Raw genomic sequence first — 16,673 nt, 5'->3', positions numbered from 1 at the left:
TTAGTTATCGCCCAAAACTAAATGTAGAATTAATAAAAACTAATTATCATGAAAAGACCTACATTTTCTAAAATTGCCATAATCTTCTTGCTATTATGTTTTGGCCTACAAATTAACGCACAAAATTATGAGCCTTTTACACCAAGGTTTGATCGAGATTTAAAAGGTGATATTGTACTTATTGGTAATAATATTCTTGGGCCAGACAACAATGCTTTTAACGATAACTCTGTATACAATCATAATGTAGATATGCAGTATATAGATATTGATTCAGATGCTACTACGTTTAGTTCTTCTAGTGCAGATTTAGTAATTCCAAACCCTAACTGTTACAGAATTATTTATGCTGGTTTATATTGGGGCGCAGTCAATCCAGGAACTGCTCCTATAGAAGAGATAAAGTTGCGAGGTCCAGTAGGAGGATATAATGATATTACAGGTACTGTAATTTATGATGCAAATGGAACAACGGTAGATGGTGGAGATAGTTTTTCTTATGCTTGCTTTGCCGATATAACAGACATTGTTACAAGTCTAGGTACCGATTTAGGTACTTACACAGTAGCTAATGTTTCATCTGCTACAGGTGAAACAGCAACGTTCAACCCTTATAATGGAACAGGTCAATCTGCAGGTTGGTCTTTGTTTATAGTATATGAAGATCCCACGCTTCCTGGAAAATCTATTACAAGTTTTGATGGTTTTAGTGCCATCAGTGTACCTGGAGGAAATACATCTTTAGATATACCTGTAGATGGTTTTAGAACTATCCCTGCTCCTGCTCCAGTTAGAGCCAATTTTGCATTTGCAACATTAGAAGGTGATAGTCCTATTGTAGGTGATCAATTGTTATTAAATGGTGTAAATTTATCTACTGTAGATAGACCAGTTGATAACTTCTTTAATAGCTCAGTAACGCAATTAAGTGCTACTCCTGTAAACAATAGAGCACCAAATAGTACTAATACTCTAGGTTTTGATACAGGTGTTATGGCTATTCCTAACCCAGGAAATTCTGTTATAGCAAATGATGCTACCTCTGGAGTGATTACTTTAGAGACTAGTGGAGATACTTACTTTCCTTATTTCTTTGCTTTTGCAGTTGAAATTATTGAACCCAATATTGTACTTACAAAAATTGTAGAAGATGACGCAGGAAATGATATTGGAGGCCAAACTGTTGGACTTGGTTCAACTCTAAATTATGTTATTGGATTTCAAAATACAGGAAACGATAATGCTACTAATTTTCAAATAAGAGATGTACTTCCTGTAAACATTATTTTTGATTACCCAACAGATTTAGTATTACCAGCAGGTGTTACAGTATCGAGTTATGATCCAGTAACTCGCGAGCTTATTTTTGATATTGAAGACTATTTAGTTGAAGAAAATGATCCTATGTATGAAATTAGGATTGAAGCACAAGTCGTCGATACTTGTAATGACCTGGCAGATGCTTGTTCTAATATAATTAATAACCAAGCCTTTGCAACCTATAATGGATTTTATAATCCAACCTTTCAAATCACTGACGATCCAAGTATAAATAGTAATACAGGTTGTTTATTATCACCACAGGCCACAAACTTTTTAGCAGATCTTGATTGTACTTTTGAAGAAGAAATTGTCTTATGTGGTGATAGTGTAGAATTGACTGCAGCAAATGGTTACGATTCGTATTCATGGTCTACAAGCCCTTCTGGTTTTCCAGTAATTGGAAATACACAAACGATTACTGTTACAGCAACAGGAACATACTATTCTTTCAACACAGCTATTGCACCTTGCCAGTCTATTGAACAAGTTTATAATGTTGAATTATTTGGAGGCACAATCACAAACCCAGTAATTCCATTTGCAGATGAGGTAGTAACTTGTCCTAATGATGGAAAATTATTGCCAAATATTTTCCTTTGTGGTGCAGACGATTTTAGAGATATTGAAACTAATATTTCTAGTGCAACATCTATAATTTGGGAACAATTAGATGAGTCTAGTTGTACAGCTGTAACTAATCCAGATTGTGCCAATGAAGATACCTCTTGCACATGGAATGAAATAGCTACAGGACCTGATTACACAGCCAATACATCTGGACAATTTAGATTAACTGTAAATTTCTCTGGTGGATGTTTTGTACAGTTTTATTTCAATGTTTATCAGAATGTATTAGATCCTTCTGTAATTGCTACAGATATAGTTTGTACAACACTTGGATCAATTACTGTTTTAGATGTTCCTTCTGGTTACGAGTATAGTTTAGATAATATCAATTTTCAGACAAGTAATGTATTTTCAGTAAGTTCTGCTGGTTTATATACAGTATATATTAGACAAATTGGTATACCTACAAATCCTTGTGTATTTAGGGTACCAGATGTGTTGATTAGAGAACGAGATTTTACAGTATCTACTACCATATTACAGCCACTTTGTTTTGGAGATAAAGGAAGTATACAATTAGCAGCTAATGATGTAGATCCTCAATATTGGTTTACAATTTCTCAAGGTGGAACTATAGTGAATAGTGTTGGACCAATTACTGAGAATACATATATATTTGAAAACTTAAATCCTGGAGCCTATACTGCTACTGTACAAACTGAAGATGGATGTTTATATTCAGAGAATATTGATATCGCAGAACCTCCACAATTAACAGTAACAGCTGCAGTAACAATACCATTAACTTGTGCTGAAGGTGAAATTACAGTGTATCCTCAAGGTGGAACACCACCATACTTCTATTTTGTAAATGGTTCTACAGATTTTCAAACTGTACCAGAAATTGTAGTAACAATGCCTGGAACTTATGACATTACTGTATTAGATGCTAATAATTGTAGTGCTAATACAACGATCACAGTTGACGATATTTCTACTCCAGAATATACTGTAGATGTTACAGATATACCTTGTTCAGGAGATACAGGTCTTATAACCATAAATGTTACTGCTACAAATGGATTTACTTTAGAGTATAGTATTGATGGTGGAACAACGTTTACAAATTCAAATGTGTTTTCTGGTCTTACAGAAGCAGATTATGATGTTGTAGTGCAATACAGTCTTGGAGGAGCAATTTGCGATTCTACTCCAGAAACAGTAACTATTTCAACAGCAACTGTTATATCTGGTACTGCTGAATTAACTTCAAACTTTACTTGTAACGGAAACGGAACAATAACGGTTACAGGTGTAACTGGTGGAGACGCGCCTTATACCTATAGTATTGATGGTGTTAACTTTCAAGTTAGTAATATATTCAATGGTCTAACTAATGGTACCTATACAATAACTATTAGAGATGCTAATGACTGTACTGCAATAACAAACGATATTACAATAGATCCGTTAAATCCTCCTACAGATTTAGAATTTAATAATCCACCTGTAACGTGCCCAACAAATACTACGACTGCAACGATTACTAATACTGTTGGTGGTTTTGGGATTTTAGAATACCAAATTATTGCACCAACTGCATTTGCAACAGCTTATCAGACATCAACTATATTTTCAGGATTAGAACCAGGTACTTATACATTTCAAGTTAGAGATGAAAACGATTGTACGTATACTGAGTCTTACACTATTGATCCTATTACAGCACCAACAGTGAATGCTGTATTAACTCAAGATTTAAACTGTACTTCATCACCAGATGCTATACTTACTGGAACAATTACTGGAACTGCACCTTTTACTTATGCAGTATCAATAGATGGTGCATCTTATACTGATTTAGGCGCAACAGCAACACCATTTACCTATACAACTGCTACAGATGGAACCTATCAATTTCAAATTACAGATGCTAATGGTTGTGTGGCAGAGTCTAGTATAATAACAGTAAACCCATTATCATTGCCAGATATTAGCGCAGTAGTACAATCGCAATCTATACTATGTAATGGTGATAGTAATGGAGCAATTGATATTACTATAGATACAAGTGTTGGTACACCTCCTTTTGTCATTAATGTAAATAACAATACAACAGGAACGGATTATGGTACACAAACCTCTAGTTTAAGTGCTGGTAATTATACAATTACAATAACAGACGCAAATGCATGTACTACCACAGAAACAATAAATATTAACGAACCAGATCCTATAGTTGTAGATTACAATACAGTAGATATTACTTGTGGTCCAGGTGGTATTTCACAAGGATCAATCATTATAAATTCAGTAATTGGTGGAACTGCGCCATATAATTATTTTGTAACAGGAACTAATAACTACTCAAATTCAGAATTAAATGCTACAGGATCAACTTCTGTAAGTTTTAATGTAGTTGATTTTGGGCTTTACCAAATTAATGTAGTAGATGCTAATGGCTGTTCTGTCTTAGAGCAAGATGTATTAGTGGCTTCTCCTCCAACAGATTTGGATATTAATGTTACTGCTACTGTAGACTGTGCCACTGGAGGGCAAGCTGTGGTAAGTATTGGCTCATCTTTACCAAGTGCAGGACCATTTCATTTTAGTATTTATCAAGGTCCTATTTCAGTATATCCTAATCCACCAGGATCGTGGATTCCTGAGGACTCAGTAGGTAGTCAATCTGCTACTTTTAATGGTCTTATTCCTGGTGTTACTTATACCTTTATAGTTTATGACGAATCTACATTATGTAGCTATTACGAACCTGCCACTACTCCAGTCCCTACGAATTCAACTCTGACTTTAAGTGCAGTGAGCTCTAATAATATTACGTGTACTGGTAGTGCTGATGGCAATGTATCCTTTACAATTAATAGTATTTATACAAGTTCTGTAAATGTTGACTATGAAATATTTGATGCACTATCATTAAATTCTACAGGTATTACTGGTTCTGCAGTTGTACCTGCTAATGGATCACTTTCGGTAACTGATTTAGGTCCTTTACCATTTGGGAACTATTTTGTATCAGTTACAGAAACATCAGGAGCAAATTCTGGTTGTGGAGTTGTTACTATACCTTTCAATATAACAGAATCTGCAATACTTTTAGATGTGGCAGTTACCATAGATCAGAATGCAAATTGTAATACTAATTCTGGTGTAATTAGTGCTGTTGCACAAAATGGTACAGCACCTTATCAATATCAAATCACAACTACAGCAACAGCACCTTTAGCAACTGATACAGGATGGAATACTACTAGTACATTTAATGCAGATGCTGGTGATTACTATGTACATGTTTTAGATGCTTATGGTTGTATTGTTTCTAGCCCTGTTGTGGTTTTACCAATGGATCAAACTCCAGTAATTTCAGCAACTACAAATAATCCATGTACTCTAACTGATGGTGATTTTGAAATTGATGTTACTTTAGATACAACAGGAACTCCTCCATACAGCTTTAGTATTGATGGTGGAGCATTCCAAACTCAATCTGCCCCTTTTACAATTTCTAATCTTTTTGCTGGAATCCATACTATTGAAATACAAGATATTAATGGTTGTGGCAATTTAGTTTCGGTTGATATTCCTGAACCTTTAAGCATCTCACCAACTATAAATACAGATCCATCATGTAATGATGATGATGGTGAAATAGCAGTAGCCACGCTAGGTGGATCTGGTACGTTTACATACACAATTAGTCCTAATCCTGCTTCAATTAGTTTGACAGGTAATGTGTTTTCTGGAGTTCCTTCAGGAATTTATACTATTACTATAACAGATACTGTAACCTTGTGTTCAGAAGATGTTACAGTATCCCTTGCTGAAGCTATTCCACCAACTTTAACAGCAGTTGGAACTTCTTTAATATGCTTTGGTGATAATTCTGGGAGTATAGATTTAACAGTTAACAACTACAATGGAGCTTATACATATGAAGTATTTAATGCTTCAGGAACATCGTTAACTGGACTTGTTAATGTAAACACGTCAACTAATCCAATTACTATTAATGGGTTACCAGCTGGTAACTTAACAATAACTATAACAGAAACTGAAGCACCATTTTGTTCAGCTTCTACAACTACAATTATTTCATCTCCAACAGATACCTTGGTATTAGACGCTACAGAAACTTCAAATGTTACTTGTGATAACAATCAAGGAACTATAACAGCAATTGCGTCTGGTGGATGGGGAAATTATCAATACGAATTAACAGGTGACGCAACAGTTCCGTTTTCATCAAATGGAACCTTTACAAATCTCTCTGCAGGAAATTATACAGTAAATGTTATCGATGATCAAGGTTGTATAGATTCTATATCGCTTACATTAACAGAGCCTGGACCAATTGACGCAACTTTTACTACAAGTGCTAATACTTTAGCATGTTTTGGAGACCAAAATGGATCAATAACTGTGACCAATGTTACTGGTGGTCAAGGCGTAGATTACATTTACACGCTCAATACCATTTCACCAACAGTAAGTACTTCTGGACCACAAACCTTTAATGTATTCAATAATTTAAGTGCTGGAACTTACTCAATTACTGTTTCTGATGGAAATGCTTGTATATTAACTTCAGTTGATATTAGTATTGCTGAACCTACACCAATTGCAGCTAATTTAATAGCAGCAACATCTCAGACATGTTTAACAGATGCTACACTAACATTAAGTGCCTCTGGAGGAACAGGAACTTATAGTTATAGTAATGATAGTTCTTTCTCTACTGTTATAGGAACATTTAGTACATCAACAACGTTTTCAGTAACACCTGGAACTTATCAATATTATGTAAGAGATGCTAACGGTTGTATTACAAATGTCTCTAACAGCATTACTGTTGAGCCACTATTAGACCTAGAAATTAATTTACAGTCTATTAATCCAACTATTAATTGTGCTGGAGATAATACAGGTTCAATTGTAGCTAATGCTCAAGGTGGTTTAGGCAACTATATCTACACACTCGAAGATACCTCAGGAACACCTATACCAGCAACACAAAATAGTCCTGGTGTTTTCACTGAATTAGTCGCAGGAACATATGTAGTTACCGTAGAAAGTGGAGATTGTAATGAAGACTCTGCTCCTATTACTATTACTGAGCCAACTGCACCTTTAGATGTAGACTTTAGTGTTACAGAAATTACATGTAGTGGTAATGATGATGGTATCTTAGATATTATCGCTATAGGAGGAACAGGTGTTATTAAATATGCTATTTCGCCACAGCTTAATCAATTTTTTGAAACGAGTACGTTTGAAAACCTTGCCGCTGGAACTTATACTGTAATTGTACAGGATGAATTAGGATGTTACATCACCTTTGATTTTACAATTGATGATCCTGAGCAAATCATTTTAAGCATTGTTCCTAATTCATTAATTGAGGAAACTTGTGAAGGTGAAAGTAATGGTGAATTTAGTATTGATATATCTGGTGGAACACTTCCTTACAGTGTAAGTTTAGATAATTATGATGGGCCTTATACAACTGGTGGAGCTACACAAACGGTATTCGATTTTACTAACCTCATTGGTGGTGATCATTCAGTTTTTGTAAGAGATGCTCAAGGTTGTGAATCTGAATGGAATATTACCTTTCCAGGACCAATCACTATTAATCCAACTTTAGATATTGAATACTTATGTGAAAACAATAGTCTAATTAATACAGTTACTGTAACTGTTGATGAGAGTATAACAGATTTATCTGAAGTTGATTATGCTTTAAATGGTGGTGATTTCCAGACCAGCAACGTATTCACTAACGTAGTTCCTGGAACAGATCATTATATTGAAGTAAGACATATTACAGGTTGTATTGTTATTACAGAATTTTTTGATATTGAAGATTACACACCATTGTCTTTATTACTAGAACAAGGACAAGATCCAGGTGAATTTACAGCCAACGTAACAGGTGGAATCGGTACTTACCAATTTACAATGAACGATGAAGATTATGGAACAACAAACGTTTTTGTTGTTACTGAAGAAGGCACATATACAGTAGTTGTAACAGATGAAAGTGGATGCCAAGCGGAAGCAATAATTACCATAGATATTGTTGGTCCTTGTATTCCAAATTATTTTAGTCCAAATGGAGATGGTACAACAGATACTTGGTCTCCAGGTTGTATAGAAGATTTCCCTAACCTAACATTCGACATTTTTGATAGATATGGACGTAAAGTAGCTACATATAGAGCTGGCGAATATTGGGATGGAAGATATAACGGAACCGAACTACCAACTGGTGATTACTGGTACGTTGTAAGAACTAATGATTCACTACTCGATAAAGAGTATGTAGGACATTTTACACTTTACAGGTAATAAAGCTAAGTGAATTATAACACGAAACAGATGAAGAAATTTACACTATATATACTTTTACTGGTCTTTAGCAAGAGTTTTGCTCAAGAACTTAACTTACCAGTATTTACGCAGTACTTAGCAGACAACGCTTTTGTTATCTCACCTACATATGCAGGAATTGGTGACAATTTTAGAATACGAGCTAATGGATTAACACAATGGGTTGGTATTAAAAATGCACCAGATAATCAGTCTCTCTATGCAGATTTTAGAATCTCAAATAGGTCTGCAGTAGGAATTTCTGCCTACAATGATAGAAATGGTAATACAAGACAAAAAGGGTTAAAACTTTCTTTTGCACATCATCTTACATTAAATTATACAACAAAATCTTTTTTATCCTTTGGAATCTCATATAATATAAACGCGTTTAGAATAGCTATTGAAAACTTTAATACAACAGACGATATTCCTATTGTAGACCCTAGTATTGTTGATGATAGATCAACATCTAATAGTAATTTTGATGTTGGTATTTTATATCGTTATAAAGATTTTTATATAAGTTTTAATGCCAATAATATTTTAGGTAAAGACATAGATCAATTCTTTGAAGAAGAACCAAGTAAGCTCTTGAATTATCAATTGTATACAGGTTATGTATTTACAAATCCTTACAACAAAAAAATAGAATACGAGCCATCCTTATTTTATCAAAGGTTTGACAGTGATGGTCGTTCTAGCACAGATCTTAACTTTAAGTATAGAAAGTGGAATAGAGATGGCGATTATTACTGGATTGGTGGTTCTTACAGATTCCTAAACGATCAGTTTTTCAAACCTCTAAACGTTGGTCCTATGGCAGGTATTATGCATAACGGATTGTACTTTGCTTACGCTTATCAATTAACTATTAACGATTTATCTAGGTTTAACTCAGGGACACATGTTATTACCATTGGTATTGACTTTATGCAAGGTGCAAGTAATTGTCCTTGTACACAAGGTACTAGTTGGAGAAAATATAGATAAGGCTAAGATATCTCAAGCTTATAACCAACACCATGTACGTTAGTTAGCTTTATGGAATCATCGTCCTGTAGTTTTTTTCTGAGTTTAGAAACATAGGTATCAAGACTTCTACCTACAATAACTCCATGGTCTTCCCAAACACGTTTGGTTAACTCGTCTCGTTTAACAATAGTATTGGTATTGGTTACAAATATTTCTAATAACTCACACTCTTTTTTAGATAAGCTAATTTCATCAGTTGCCTTAACTAGTTTATTTTGTTCAGGATAAAATTTAAAACTTCCTACTGTAAAAGAAACTGTATCAGTATCATGCAACATAGCTTGTCTTTTTTTATAAAAATATAGAATAAGTAATGTAACCACTAATAAGACATACCCAAAAAAGAAGCCTTGTCGTGTAAATGGCACCTCTATATTCTTACTAAATTTAACCTTAATAAGATAACAATTATAAGGTAAAACTCTACCACTACAAGGGATTATAGTACTTTCCTCGTCAACAGTAATTTGATAACTATAAGCAACTTCGTTATCTGAACATTGTATAACTTCTACTCTGTAATACTTTGGCAATTTGGCAGCTTCAATACTTTGCCTCACATTAGAAACTAAATCTGAAGGTTCAAATGATAAGTGAGAACTAAACGATAATTGAAACGTCTTGGGCTCAATTTCTAAAACAGGTCTAATTAACGATGTAGAATCATTAATTTTTAATAATAAGGTGTTACCAACATCGCGTAACGCAATTTTTGTACGCTCCGAAAATTCTTCATCCTTGTCTTCTGAACATGAAGATAACATTGCTATTAATGAGAAAGCAACAACCTTTAAGAAATAATATTTAGCATTCAATGTCATAAACACTGTAAAGAACATACAATTCTGCGAGATTTTACAACTGTTGACACTTCTTTTACATTTTTTTGACATTTTTAACCTGAGTCCATTCTAGTTTAGCCTCATAATCAATAAAAAAATATGAAAACAAAAACTTTACTCATTGTATGTATACTATTTGCATCTGTATTTAGTTATGCACAAGAAAAACTTAACATAGACAACTCTAAAAGTGAATTAAAATGGTTTGGAGAATACACCTTCTATTTTGGTGGACACAACGGAACCATAAATTTTAAAGAAGGCTATTTTATAAAAACAAATGATGTGATTACTGGTGGCGAATTTAGCATTGATATGACTAGCATTGCATGTGATGATATTGAAACAAAAGATGCCAATGAAAGCTTAGTAAACCATTTAAAAGAACCAGATTTCTTTGACGTAGTAAACTATAAACTTGCAACATTAAAGATTACTAAAGTTAAGTATCACGACAATTACAGCATGAAAATTTATGCAGATCTTACCATTAAAGGTGTAACCCAACCGATTAATTTTCAAGCAAAAGTAAATTATGATAAAAAAGAGATGACTACACGTTTTAAGATAGACAGGCAACTCTGGGGAATTGATTATAACAGTAAACTTAGAGATGGCGCTATTTCTGATGCCATTGGGTTTGAAGTTAAATTAAGTTTATAACTTTAGGGTATGAAAAAAGGTCTTATTATTTTACTATCACTTCTACTCTACTCAACATTAAGTTTTAGTCAAGAAGATATTGAACCTACATTATTAAAAGCAGATACTACTTGGTTTAAAGAAAGTATAAAATTTCCAATTGGTTTTGCCAGAGAGATACCTTACAAAGGCTTTGGAGATTTGAGATTTGCTCCAGGGTTTACCAAGGCAGATCATCCAGAATTATGGAGTTATACTTGGGCTTGGTGTTTAGATAATATTAAGGATGTTACAGTACAGGAATTAGAAGATCACCTAGAACTATATTTTAATGGCTTGTTGGGTTTAAATTCTGAAGAAAACAAATTAAAATATCAATCAACTGTGGCGTTGTTTATTGCTAAAGATATAACCGAAAACACCTCAAAATTTATTGGCAAAATTAAAACCTATGACACGCGTTACACCAAAAAGCCACTAACACTCAATGTAAGTGTTACTGCAAACTTTTGTAAAAACGAAAAGAAAAGCATACTCGTATTTAGGTTATCTCCTAAAGCTTTTGATCATGAAGTATGGCAAAAACTTAATGCAGTGGTATTAGAGAAACCAGGTTGTGATTTTTAAATCTTAGCCAACATAATCCACAAAAAACATGTCTATTTTGCCTTTACCTTTAGCTTCTAGAGCGCCACGCTCTGTAAACTCAAAGACATCGTATTTTTCTAAAGCTTTTTTGGTGCTTTGACTAATATTAACACGTCCTATTTCACTAGAGCTTTCCATACGTGCCGCAGTATTTACTGCATCGCCCCAAATATCGTACTGAAATTTTTTGGTACCAACAACTCCAGCAACAACTGCACCAGTATTTACACCAATTCTAATATCAAATTTTGCTAATTTATGATTAATACTACGCTTGGTTTTCTTTACAAACTCAGCCATTTCTAATCCTGCTTGGCAAACTTTTGCTGCATGATCCTCTAGAGGATGCGGTAAACTACCTGCACACATATAAGCATCTCCAATAGTTTTAATTTTCTCCAAGCCATATTTCTCAGTGATAGCATCAAACTCGGCAAAATAATGGTCGATACTTTTTACAACGTCTTCTGGACTTAATTTCTCACTCTGTGAGGTAAAGCCTTTAAAATCTGTAAACAGAATGGTAACATCATCAAACTTTTTAGCCTCAACCTTACCTTTTTCTTTAAGTTCATGAGCTGTTTCCTCTGGAAGTATATTAAGCAATAACTTCTCGGAGCGTTCCTTTTCATGTGCAATAACCTCGTTGGTTTTCTTGATATATTTATTGCTTTTAAATAATGATCTTGCTAAAAATGCAATGAGAAGAAGAACAGCTATTACAGCATAGAGGATTATTTTTTGTGTTTTGCGTTTTTCATCGATTAATTCAAGTTCTTTTTGCTTTAATCCAACTTCAAAGTCTTTTAACTCTTTTGCGCTTTTTTGTACATCAGAGATATTACGTACACTATCGTTGTATGTATGGTAAGTTTCATAAAACTCTAAGGCATCTTTAAAATTTCTGCGTCTTTTATAAATATCATATAACCTAAAGTTAGCTTCACCAATTTCATCTTTTAAGCCAAATTGCTTGGCTATATCTAAACTCTTTTTAGCGTATTCTACAGACTTGGCTTTATTGCCTTTGTTTTCAAATACATCTGACATGGCATTGAGATACACACAAATGGGCTGATAATCGCCATACTCTGTCATAACCTCAATAGCTTTATTTAGATTACTTTCAGCATTTTCTAAATCTTCTAATTCGGCATAAATCAATCCTATATTTCCAAGACTATAAGCTTCATAAGGTTCCCATTCTGGTTTAGCACCAAATATTTTCTGTGATTCTTGAGACAAGTAAAGTGCAGAATCTAACTTTTTTTGATTGATATATTCATCACCTAAATTAAGTTGAAGACTAGCTAAATTTAATGAATCATCTGCATTTTCTAAATGCTCACCCATTTCATTTAGTGCTTTTCTGTAATACAACATTGCTGTAGTGTTGTCTTCCATTTCAGAATACACATCAGCAATTGAAATATTAATTACACCTTTTTCGTCTTCAAGCGCATAATTATCTGCAGTTTTTGCAGCCTCAATATAGTTTTCTAAAGCCTTGGTAAGATCGCCTTTCATTTGGTAGGCGTTACCTTTTTGGAGGTATCCAGAATATTCATAACTACCAGAATCCTTACTTTTGGCTGCTATAATAAGTTCTGAACTAAAGTTTAATTTTTTATCAGCATTAGTCTCATTATCTGCTAACTGTTTTAGCAAGTTAAGCTCTTCGGAATCATCAAAATTTCCTTCATTATATATCAGTTCTAAACTATCACTTTTTATTTGATTTTGAGCTGTTAAAGACAATATACTAAACCAAAAAAAGCCAAGTAAAATGGCTTTTTTTGATATAATAGAATGTATGTTCTGTCTTAACAACACCAATTGTAATTTTAGATTATTTTGAGTTTAAAGCTAATACTAATTTCTAGATTTAATTTTAATTTTAGGATCAATAATAAAAGGGCCTCTATCTGTTTCACCTTCACGAGCGATATAAACTTCCATTGAATATTTATAATTAATGTCAAAATCATCTTCAGCATCTACAGATGTCATGGAGAATGTAGTATAATACTCTAGAGCACTAAGAGTGTCATCACACTCAGGATCAGGTGTACCATCATCTTTTACACAATTAATAAAATCTAAATATTCTGCTAGAGTAACTTCATCAACTTCTTCTCCAACGTCATCAAAAAATACAATTACATCATAGAATAATACATCACCAGAAGCAAAACCAGTTGGCTGACCTAATGTTAAAATATCTCCTATTTCTAGCTCCACTTCCCAGTCAGCTGAGGAAACTCCTATTGGCTGACCAAAATTTACAAGATTAGTAATATCAGAACCATCAGGTAACGCTAATACTACATTAACATCAACAGAAATGGTAGGAGTTATAACTACTGGTGCATTATCACCTCCATCATCATCAGAGGAACACGTAAAAAGTAAAACTGTAAATAAAAGTAGTAAGGGTTTAAAAAATTTCATTATTTAATTTTTAATATAAAGTTTAGTTTCTCGCTTTAATCTTAATTTTTGGGTCAATAAAATAATAATTTGGTAATAAATCGCCATTTACTTGTATCATAACACGAATATCATATTTATAATCCAAATCATTATCATCATCAGCATTTATTGCTACTAATTCAATTTTGTCATAAACATTAAAACCTGTACCAGGAAAATTAGGATCTTCAACCTGCATTGCATCATCAGGAACTATAAAACTAATAACGTCTTCAGCTTCAGGAGCTGGTGTAGTTCCAGTGGGATCAAAATAATCAACTCTTGAATAAAATAATACATTATCTGAGTCCAACCCTCCTGGTTGTTCAAACCTTAAGACACCACCTTCTTCTAACTCAACTTCCCAGTCTCTGGTGGAAACACCTAATGGCTGACCAAAATTGACTAAATCTGTAATGTCAGATCCGTCTGGCAAAGCATTAATTGCATTAATATCTAAAGTGATATTTGGAAGAATAGTAATTATTGAGTTACCATCATCATCAGAGGAGCAAGTAAATAATAATAATGAAACTAAAATTAGTAAGGGTTTGTGAAATTTCATTTTATATATAATTAATTAATAGCAAGCGAATATAAACAAAATTATTGTTTATAACTCTAACACTACATTAACACAGATTAACGATTTTTTGTATAATTTCGTCGATCTAAAACAAACAAATGAGCATTTCAATCCTATATAATTATCTATAATATTTGATTTTAAGTAACTATGAAATCATTCTATTCCCTCATATTTTTATTAATTGTAGTACATCTACATAGTCAAAATATACCAAAGCCAGAGGTTTTAAATATTGATTTTTCTGTCTTCAATAATGAAGAAAAAACTACTAAAAAAGATTCTATTACGAGTAAAATCGTAATAGATTCTGTTCACTTACCAAACATAACATCTGAGTATTGGATCCATACCGTTTACAATCCATACAAGAATATGTCATTAAAATTTCCTTTATCTATCAAATTTAAAGATAGTACGTATGCGCAACCTGTTGACAACGATATGGTAGTGACATCTCGTTTTGGATGGCGACGAGGTAGAGCACATAAGGGAATCGATATAGATTTAGTAACTGGTGATAGTGTTTATGCAGTACTTGATGGTGTGGTAAGGTTTGTAAGATATAGTTCTGGCCATGGCAGAACCGTTATTGTTAGACATTATAATGGATTAGAGACTGTCTATGCACACTTATCTCAATATGGTGTAAAAGAAAATGACACCATAATAAAAGGACAATATCTTGGTAAAGGCGGAACTTCTGGGAATGCTAGAGGAAGCCATTTGCATTTTGTTGTTAATTACAAAGGTGTATCCATTAATCCTGAATATATATTTAAGTTTGACAACTCTAAAGCAATACGCTCAAAAGAATTATGGATTACCAAAAAATGGACAAGAGCACATTTTCACAACTCTAAACGTCAGAGTAAATTAGAATTATTGACCTCTAAAGATGAAGCTTTAGCAAGTTTAGAAAAACAACGCAAAATATATATTGTAAGACGTGGTGATACATTATCTAGAATATCTAAACGTAATAATGTACCTATTTCTGCTATTTGTAAAACAAATTTGATAAAACGAAATGCTACCTTGCGTATTGGTCAAAAATTAGTTTTAGAGCTTTAATCTATCTTCTCCCAAAGCTTATCTGCAGTTAGTTTAAAGCTTCCTAAGTAATCAAAATTACAAGCTTCTGGCTCTATAATAGATAAAAAGGACTCTTGCTTAGAATTTTTATATAAATGATAAGTTTCACCAACAATAGGCTCTATATTAAACTTGGCGTTAAATAAAAGCTGGTTATACTCATAGTTTTCAATCATCTCCTCATAAGCAGATTTTAATTCTTCATATTTTGCCTTGAGCTTATGATTTACAGCATGCATTTGATTTTGTTTCCAACTTAAAGTATCTGGCATACTAATTTGAGGTGCTCCTAAATCTGAAGCAAAAGGTTTTAAAAAAGCATCATACTTCTCCTCTTCCTCATTATAAACAACAATATCTGGTTTTTTCTTACTCATTATTAACTTTTATCTTCTAACAAAGGAACAAACCTAAAATCTCCAAAAGTTTCTTTTTCAAAAGTCTTTTCTTCTTTTCTTATATAAAGTGTCATTACCTGAGTTTCCTCACCCACAGGTATTACTAATCGTCCACCAATTTTTAACTGTTCTAAAAGTGGTTTTGGTACAAAAGGTGCACCAGCTGTAACAATGATGCCATCAAAAGGTGCTTCTTCTTGTAATCCTTTGTAACCATCACCAAATATTAAACGCTTCGCTCTGTAACCTAACTTAGGCAGAAATTTAGATGTTTTTTTGAATAATTCTTGCTGACGTTCAATACTAAAAACTTTGGCACCTAATTCTAATAATACTGCGGTTTGATAACCGCTTCCTGTACCAATTTCTAACAATTTATCACCTTGCTTTACTTGTAGTAACTCACTTTGAAACGCCACTGTGTAAGGCTGAGATATCGTCTGATCTGCAGCAATAGGAAAGGCTTTATCTTGGTAAGCATGGTCTAAAAAACTAGAATCCATAAACAGATGGCGAGGTATTTTAGACATAGCATTTAAAACACTAACATCCTTTATACCTTTAGATTTGAGAGTTTCAATAAGTTTAGCGCGTAATCCTTTATGTTTAAATGTGTCTTCCAATTTAGTGGCTTAATTAAAATGCTAAATTACGTATTAGATCATACTAATAAAA

The 16,673-nt window shown here is 33.2% G+C and carries 11 protein-coding genes; 5 read left to right on the top strand and 6 right to left on the bottom strand.

Going from position 1 to position 16,673, the window contains the following annotated elements; translation table 11 throughout:
• Positions 1–48: 48 nt before the first annotated feature.
• Together RM697_RS09285 and RM697_RS09280 are read left to right on the top strand one after the other, a co-directional pair.
• On the top strand, positions 49–8,259 hold the full coding sequence (locus tag RM697_RS09285; protein ID WP_311427606.1) for a T9SS type B sorting domain-containing protein: 8,211 nt from the start codon (positions 49–51) through the stop codon (positions 8,257–8,259).
• A 30-nt stretch (positions 8,260–8,289) separates the two neighbouring features.
• A complete protein-coding gene (locus RM697_RS09280; RefSeq protein WP_311427605.1) occupies positions 8,290–9,273 on the top strand; it encodes a PorP/SprF family type IX secretion system membrane protein in 984 nt (327 codons plus the stop codon).
• Between the two features lie 2 nt (positions 9,274–9,275).
• On the opposite strand, the gene RM697_RS09275 is transcribed toward RM697_RS09280, so the two are convergent.
• Positions 9,276–10,136, bottom strand: coding sequence for a winged helix-turn-helix domain-containing protein (locus RM697_RS09275; protein ID WP_311427604.1), 861 nt, complete (start codon positions 10,134–10,136; stop codon positions 9,276–9,278).
• A 120-nt stretch (positions 10,137–10,256) separates the two neighbouring features.
• Between RM697_RS09275 and RM697_RS09270 the strand changes: the two genes are divergently transcribed.
• Together RM697_RS09270 and RM697_RS09265 are read left to right on the top strand one after the other, a co-directional pair.
• Positions 10,257–10,820 carry a YceI family protein gene (locus RM697_RS09270; RefSeq protein WP_311427603.1) on the top strand — a complete coding sequence of 188 codons (564 nt, stop codon included), beginning with the start codon at positions 10,257–10,259 and terminating at the stop codon, positions 10,818–10,820.
• 9 nt (positions 10,821–10,829) lie between these two features.
• Positions 10,830–11,426 carry a hypothetical protein gene (locus RM697_RS09265; RefSeq protein WP_311427602.1) on the top strand — a complete coding sequence of 199 codons (597 nt, stop codon included), beginning with the start codon at positions 10,830–10,832 and terminating at the stop codon, positions 11,424–11,426.
• A gap of 3 nt (positions 11,427–11,429) precedes the next feature.
• On the opposite strand, the gene RM697_RS09260 is transcribed toward RM697_RS09265, so the two are convergent.
• From RM697_RS09260 to RM697_RS09250, 3 genes are read right to left on the bottom strand one after another with little or no spacing between them, the layout of a single operon-like run.
• Positions 11,430–13,280 carry an adenylate/guanylate cyclase domain-containing protein gene (locus tag RM697_RS09260; protein WP_311427601.1) on the bottom strand — a complete coding sequence of 617 codons (1,851 nt, stop codon included), beginning with the start codon at positions 13,278–13,280 and terminating at the stop codon, positions 11,430–11,432.
• A 39-nt stretch (positions 13,281–13,319) separates the two neighbouring features.
• Positions 13,320–13,898: a hypothetical protein gene (locus RM697_RS09255; protein WP_311427600.1), complete on the bottom strand. Its 579-nt coding sequence runs from the start codon at positions 13,896–13,898 to the stop codon at positions 13,320–13,322.
• A gap of 22 nt (positions 13,899–13,920) precedes the next feature.
• Entirely contained in the window at positions 13,921–14,484 is a 564-nt protein-coding gene (locus tag RM697_RS09250) for a hypothetical protein (RefSeq protein ID WP_311427599.1), read from the bottom strand.
• Positions 14,485–14,655: 171 nt separating this feature from the next.
• Here RM697_RS09250 and RM697_RS09245 point away from each other — a divergent pair, with 171 nt between their 5' ends.
• On the top strand, positions 14,656–15,579 hold the full coding sequence (locus RM697_RS09245) for a peptidoglycan DD-metalloendopeptidase family protein (RefSeq protein ID WP_311427598.1): 924 nt from the start codon (positions 14,656–14,658) through the stop codon (positions 15,577–15,579).
• Here RM697_RS09245 and RM697_RS09240 read toward each other — a convergent pair.
• On the bottom strand, positions 15,576–15,977 hold the full coding sequence (locus tag RM697_RS09240; protein ID WP_311427597.1) for a DUF2452 domain-containing protein: 402 nt from the start codon (positions 15,975–15,977) through the stop codon (positions 15,576–15,578). The two genes, RM697_RS09245 and RM697_RS09240, sit on opposite strands and share 4 nt — an antisense overlap.
• A gap of 2 nt (positions 15,978–15,979) precedes the next feature.
• Positions 15,980–16,621 carry a protein-L-isoaspartate(D-aspartate) O-methyltransferase gene (locus tag RM697_RS09235; RefSeq protein WP_311427596.1) on the bottom strand — a complete coding sequence of 214 codons (642 nt, stop codon included), beginning with the start codon at positions 16,619–16,621 and terminating at the stop codon, positions 15,980–15,982.
• Positions 16,622–16,673 lie beyond the last annotated feature (52 nt).

Source organism: Microcosmobacter mediterraneus, from assembly GCF_031846265.1.
Classification (GTDB): Bacteria; Bacteroidota; Bacteroidia; order Flavobacteriales; family Flavobacteriaceae; genus Microcosmobacter; species Microcosmobacter mediterraneus.
Note: the sequence above shows the minus strand (reverse complement) of the source record. Positions and strands in the feature narration are given on the sequence as shown.

Coding starts and splice junctions, on each gene's coding strand:
- RM697_RS09280 (WP_311427605.1), top strand. CDS start 8,290: ATGAAGAAATTTACACTATATATACTTTTACTGGTCTTTAGCAAGAGT.
- RM697_RS09275 (WP_311427604.1), bottom strand. CDS start 10,136: ATGACATTGAATGCTAAATATTATTTCTTAAAGGTTGTTGCTTTCTCA.
- RM697_RS09270 (WP_311427603.1), top strand. CDS start 10,257: ATGAAAACAAAAACTTTACTCATTGTATGTATACTATTTGCATCTGTA.
- RM697_RS09255 (WP_311427600.1), bottom strand. CDS start 13,898: ATGAAATTTTTTAAACCCTTACTACTTTTATTTACAGTTTTACTTTTT.
- RM697_RS09250 (WP_311427599.1), bottom strand. CDS start 14,484: ATGAAATTTCACAAACCCTTACTAATTTTAGTTTCATTATTATTATTT.
- RM697_RS09240 (WP_311427597.1), bottom strand. CDS start 15,977: ATGAGTAAGAAAAAACCAGATATTGTTGTTTATAATGAGGAAGAGGAG.
- RM697_RS09285 (WP_311427606.1), top strand. CDS start 49: ATGAAAAGACCTACATTTTCTAAAATTGCCATAATCTTCTTGCTATTA.
- RM697_RS09245 (WP_311427598.1), top strand. CDS start 14,656: ATGAAATCATTCTATTCCCTCATATTTTTATTAATTGTAGTACATCTA.
- RM697_RS09265 (WP_311427602.1), top strand. CDS start 10,830: ATGAAAAAAGGTCTTATTATTTTACTATCACTTCTACTCTACTCAACA.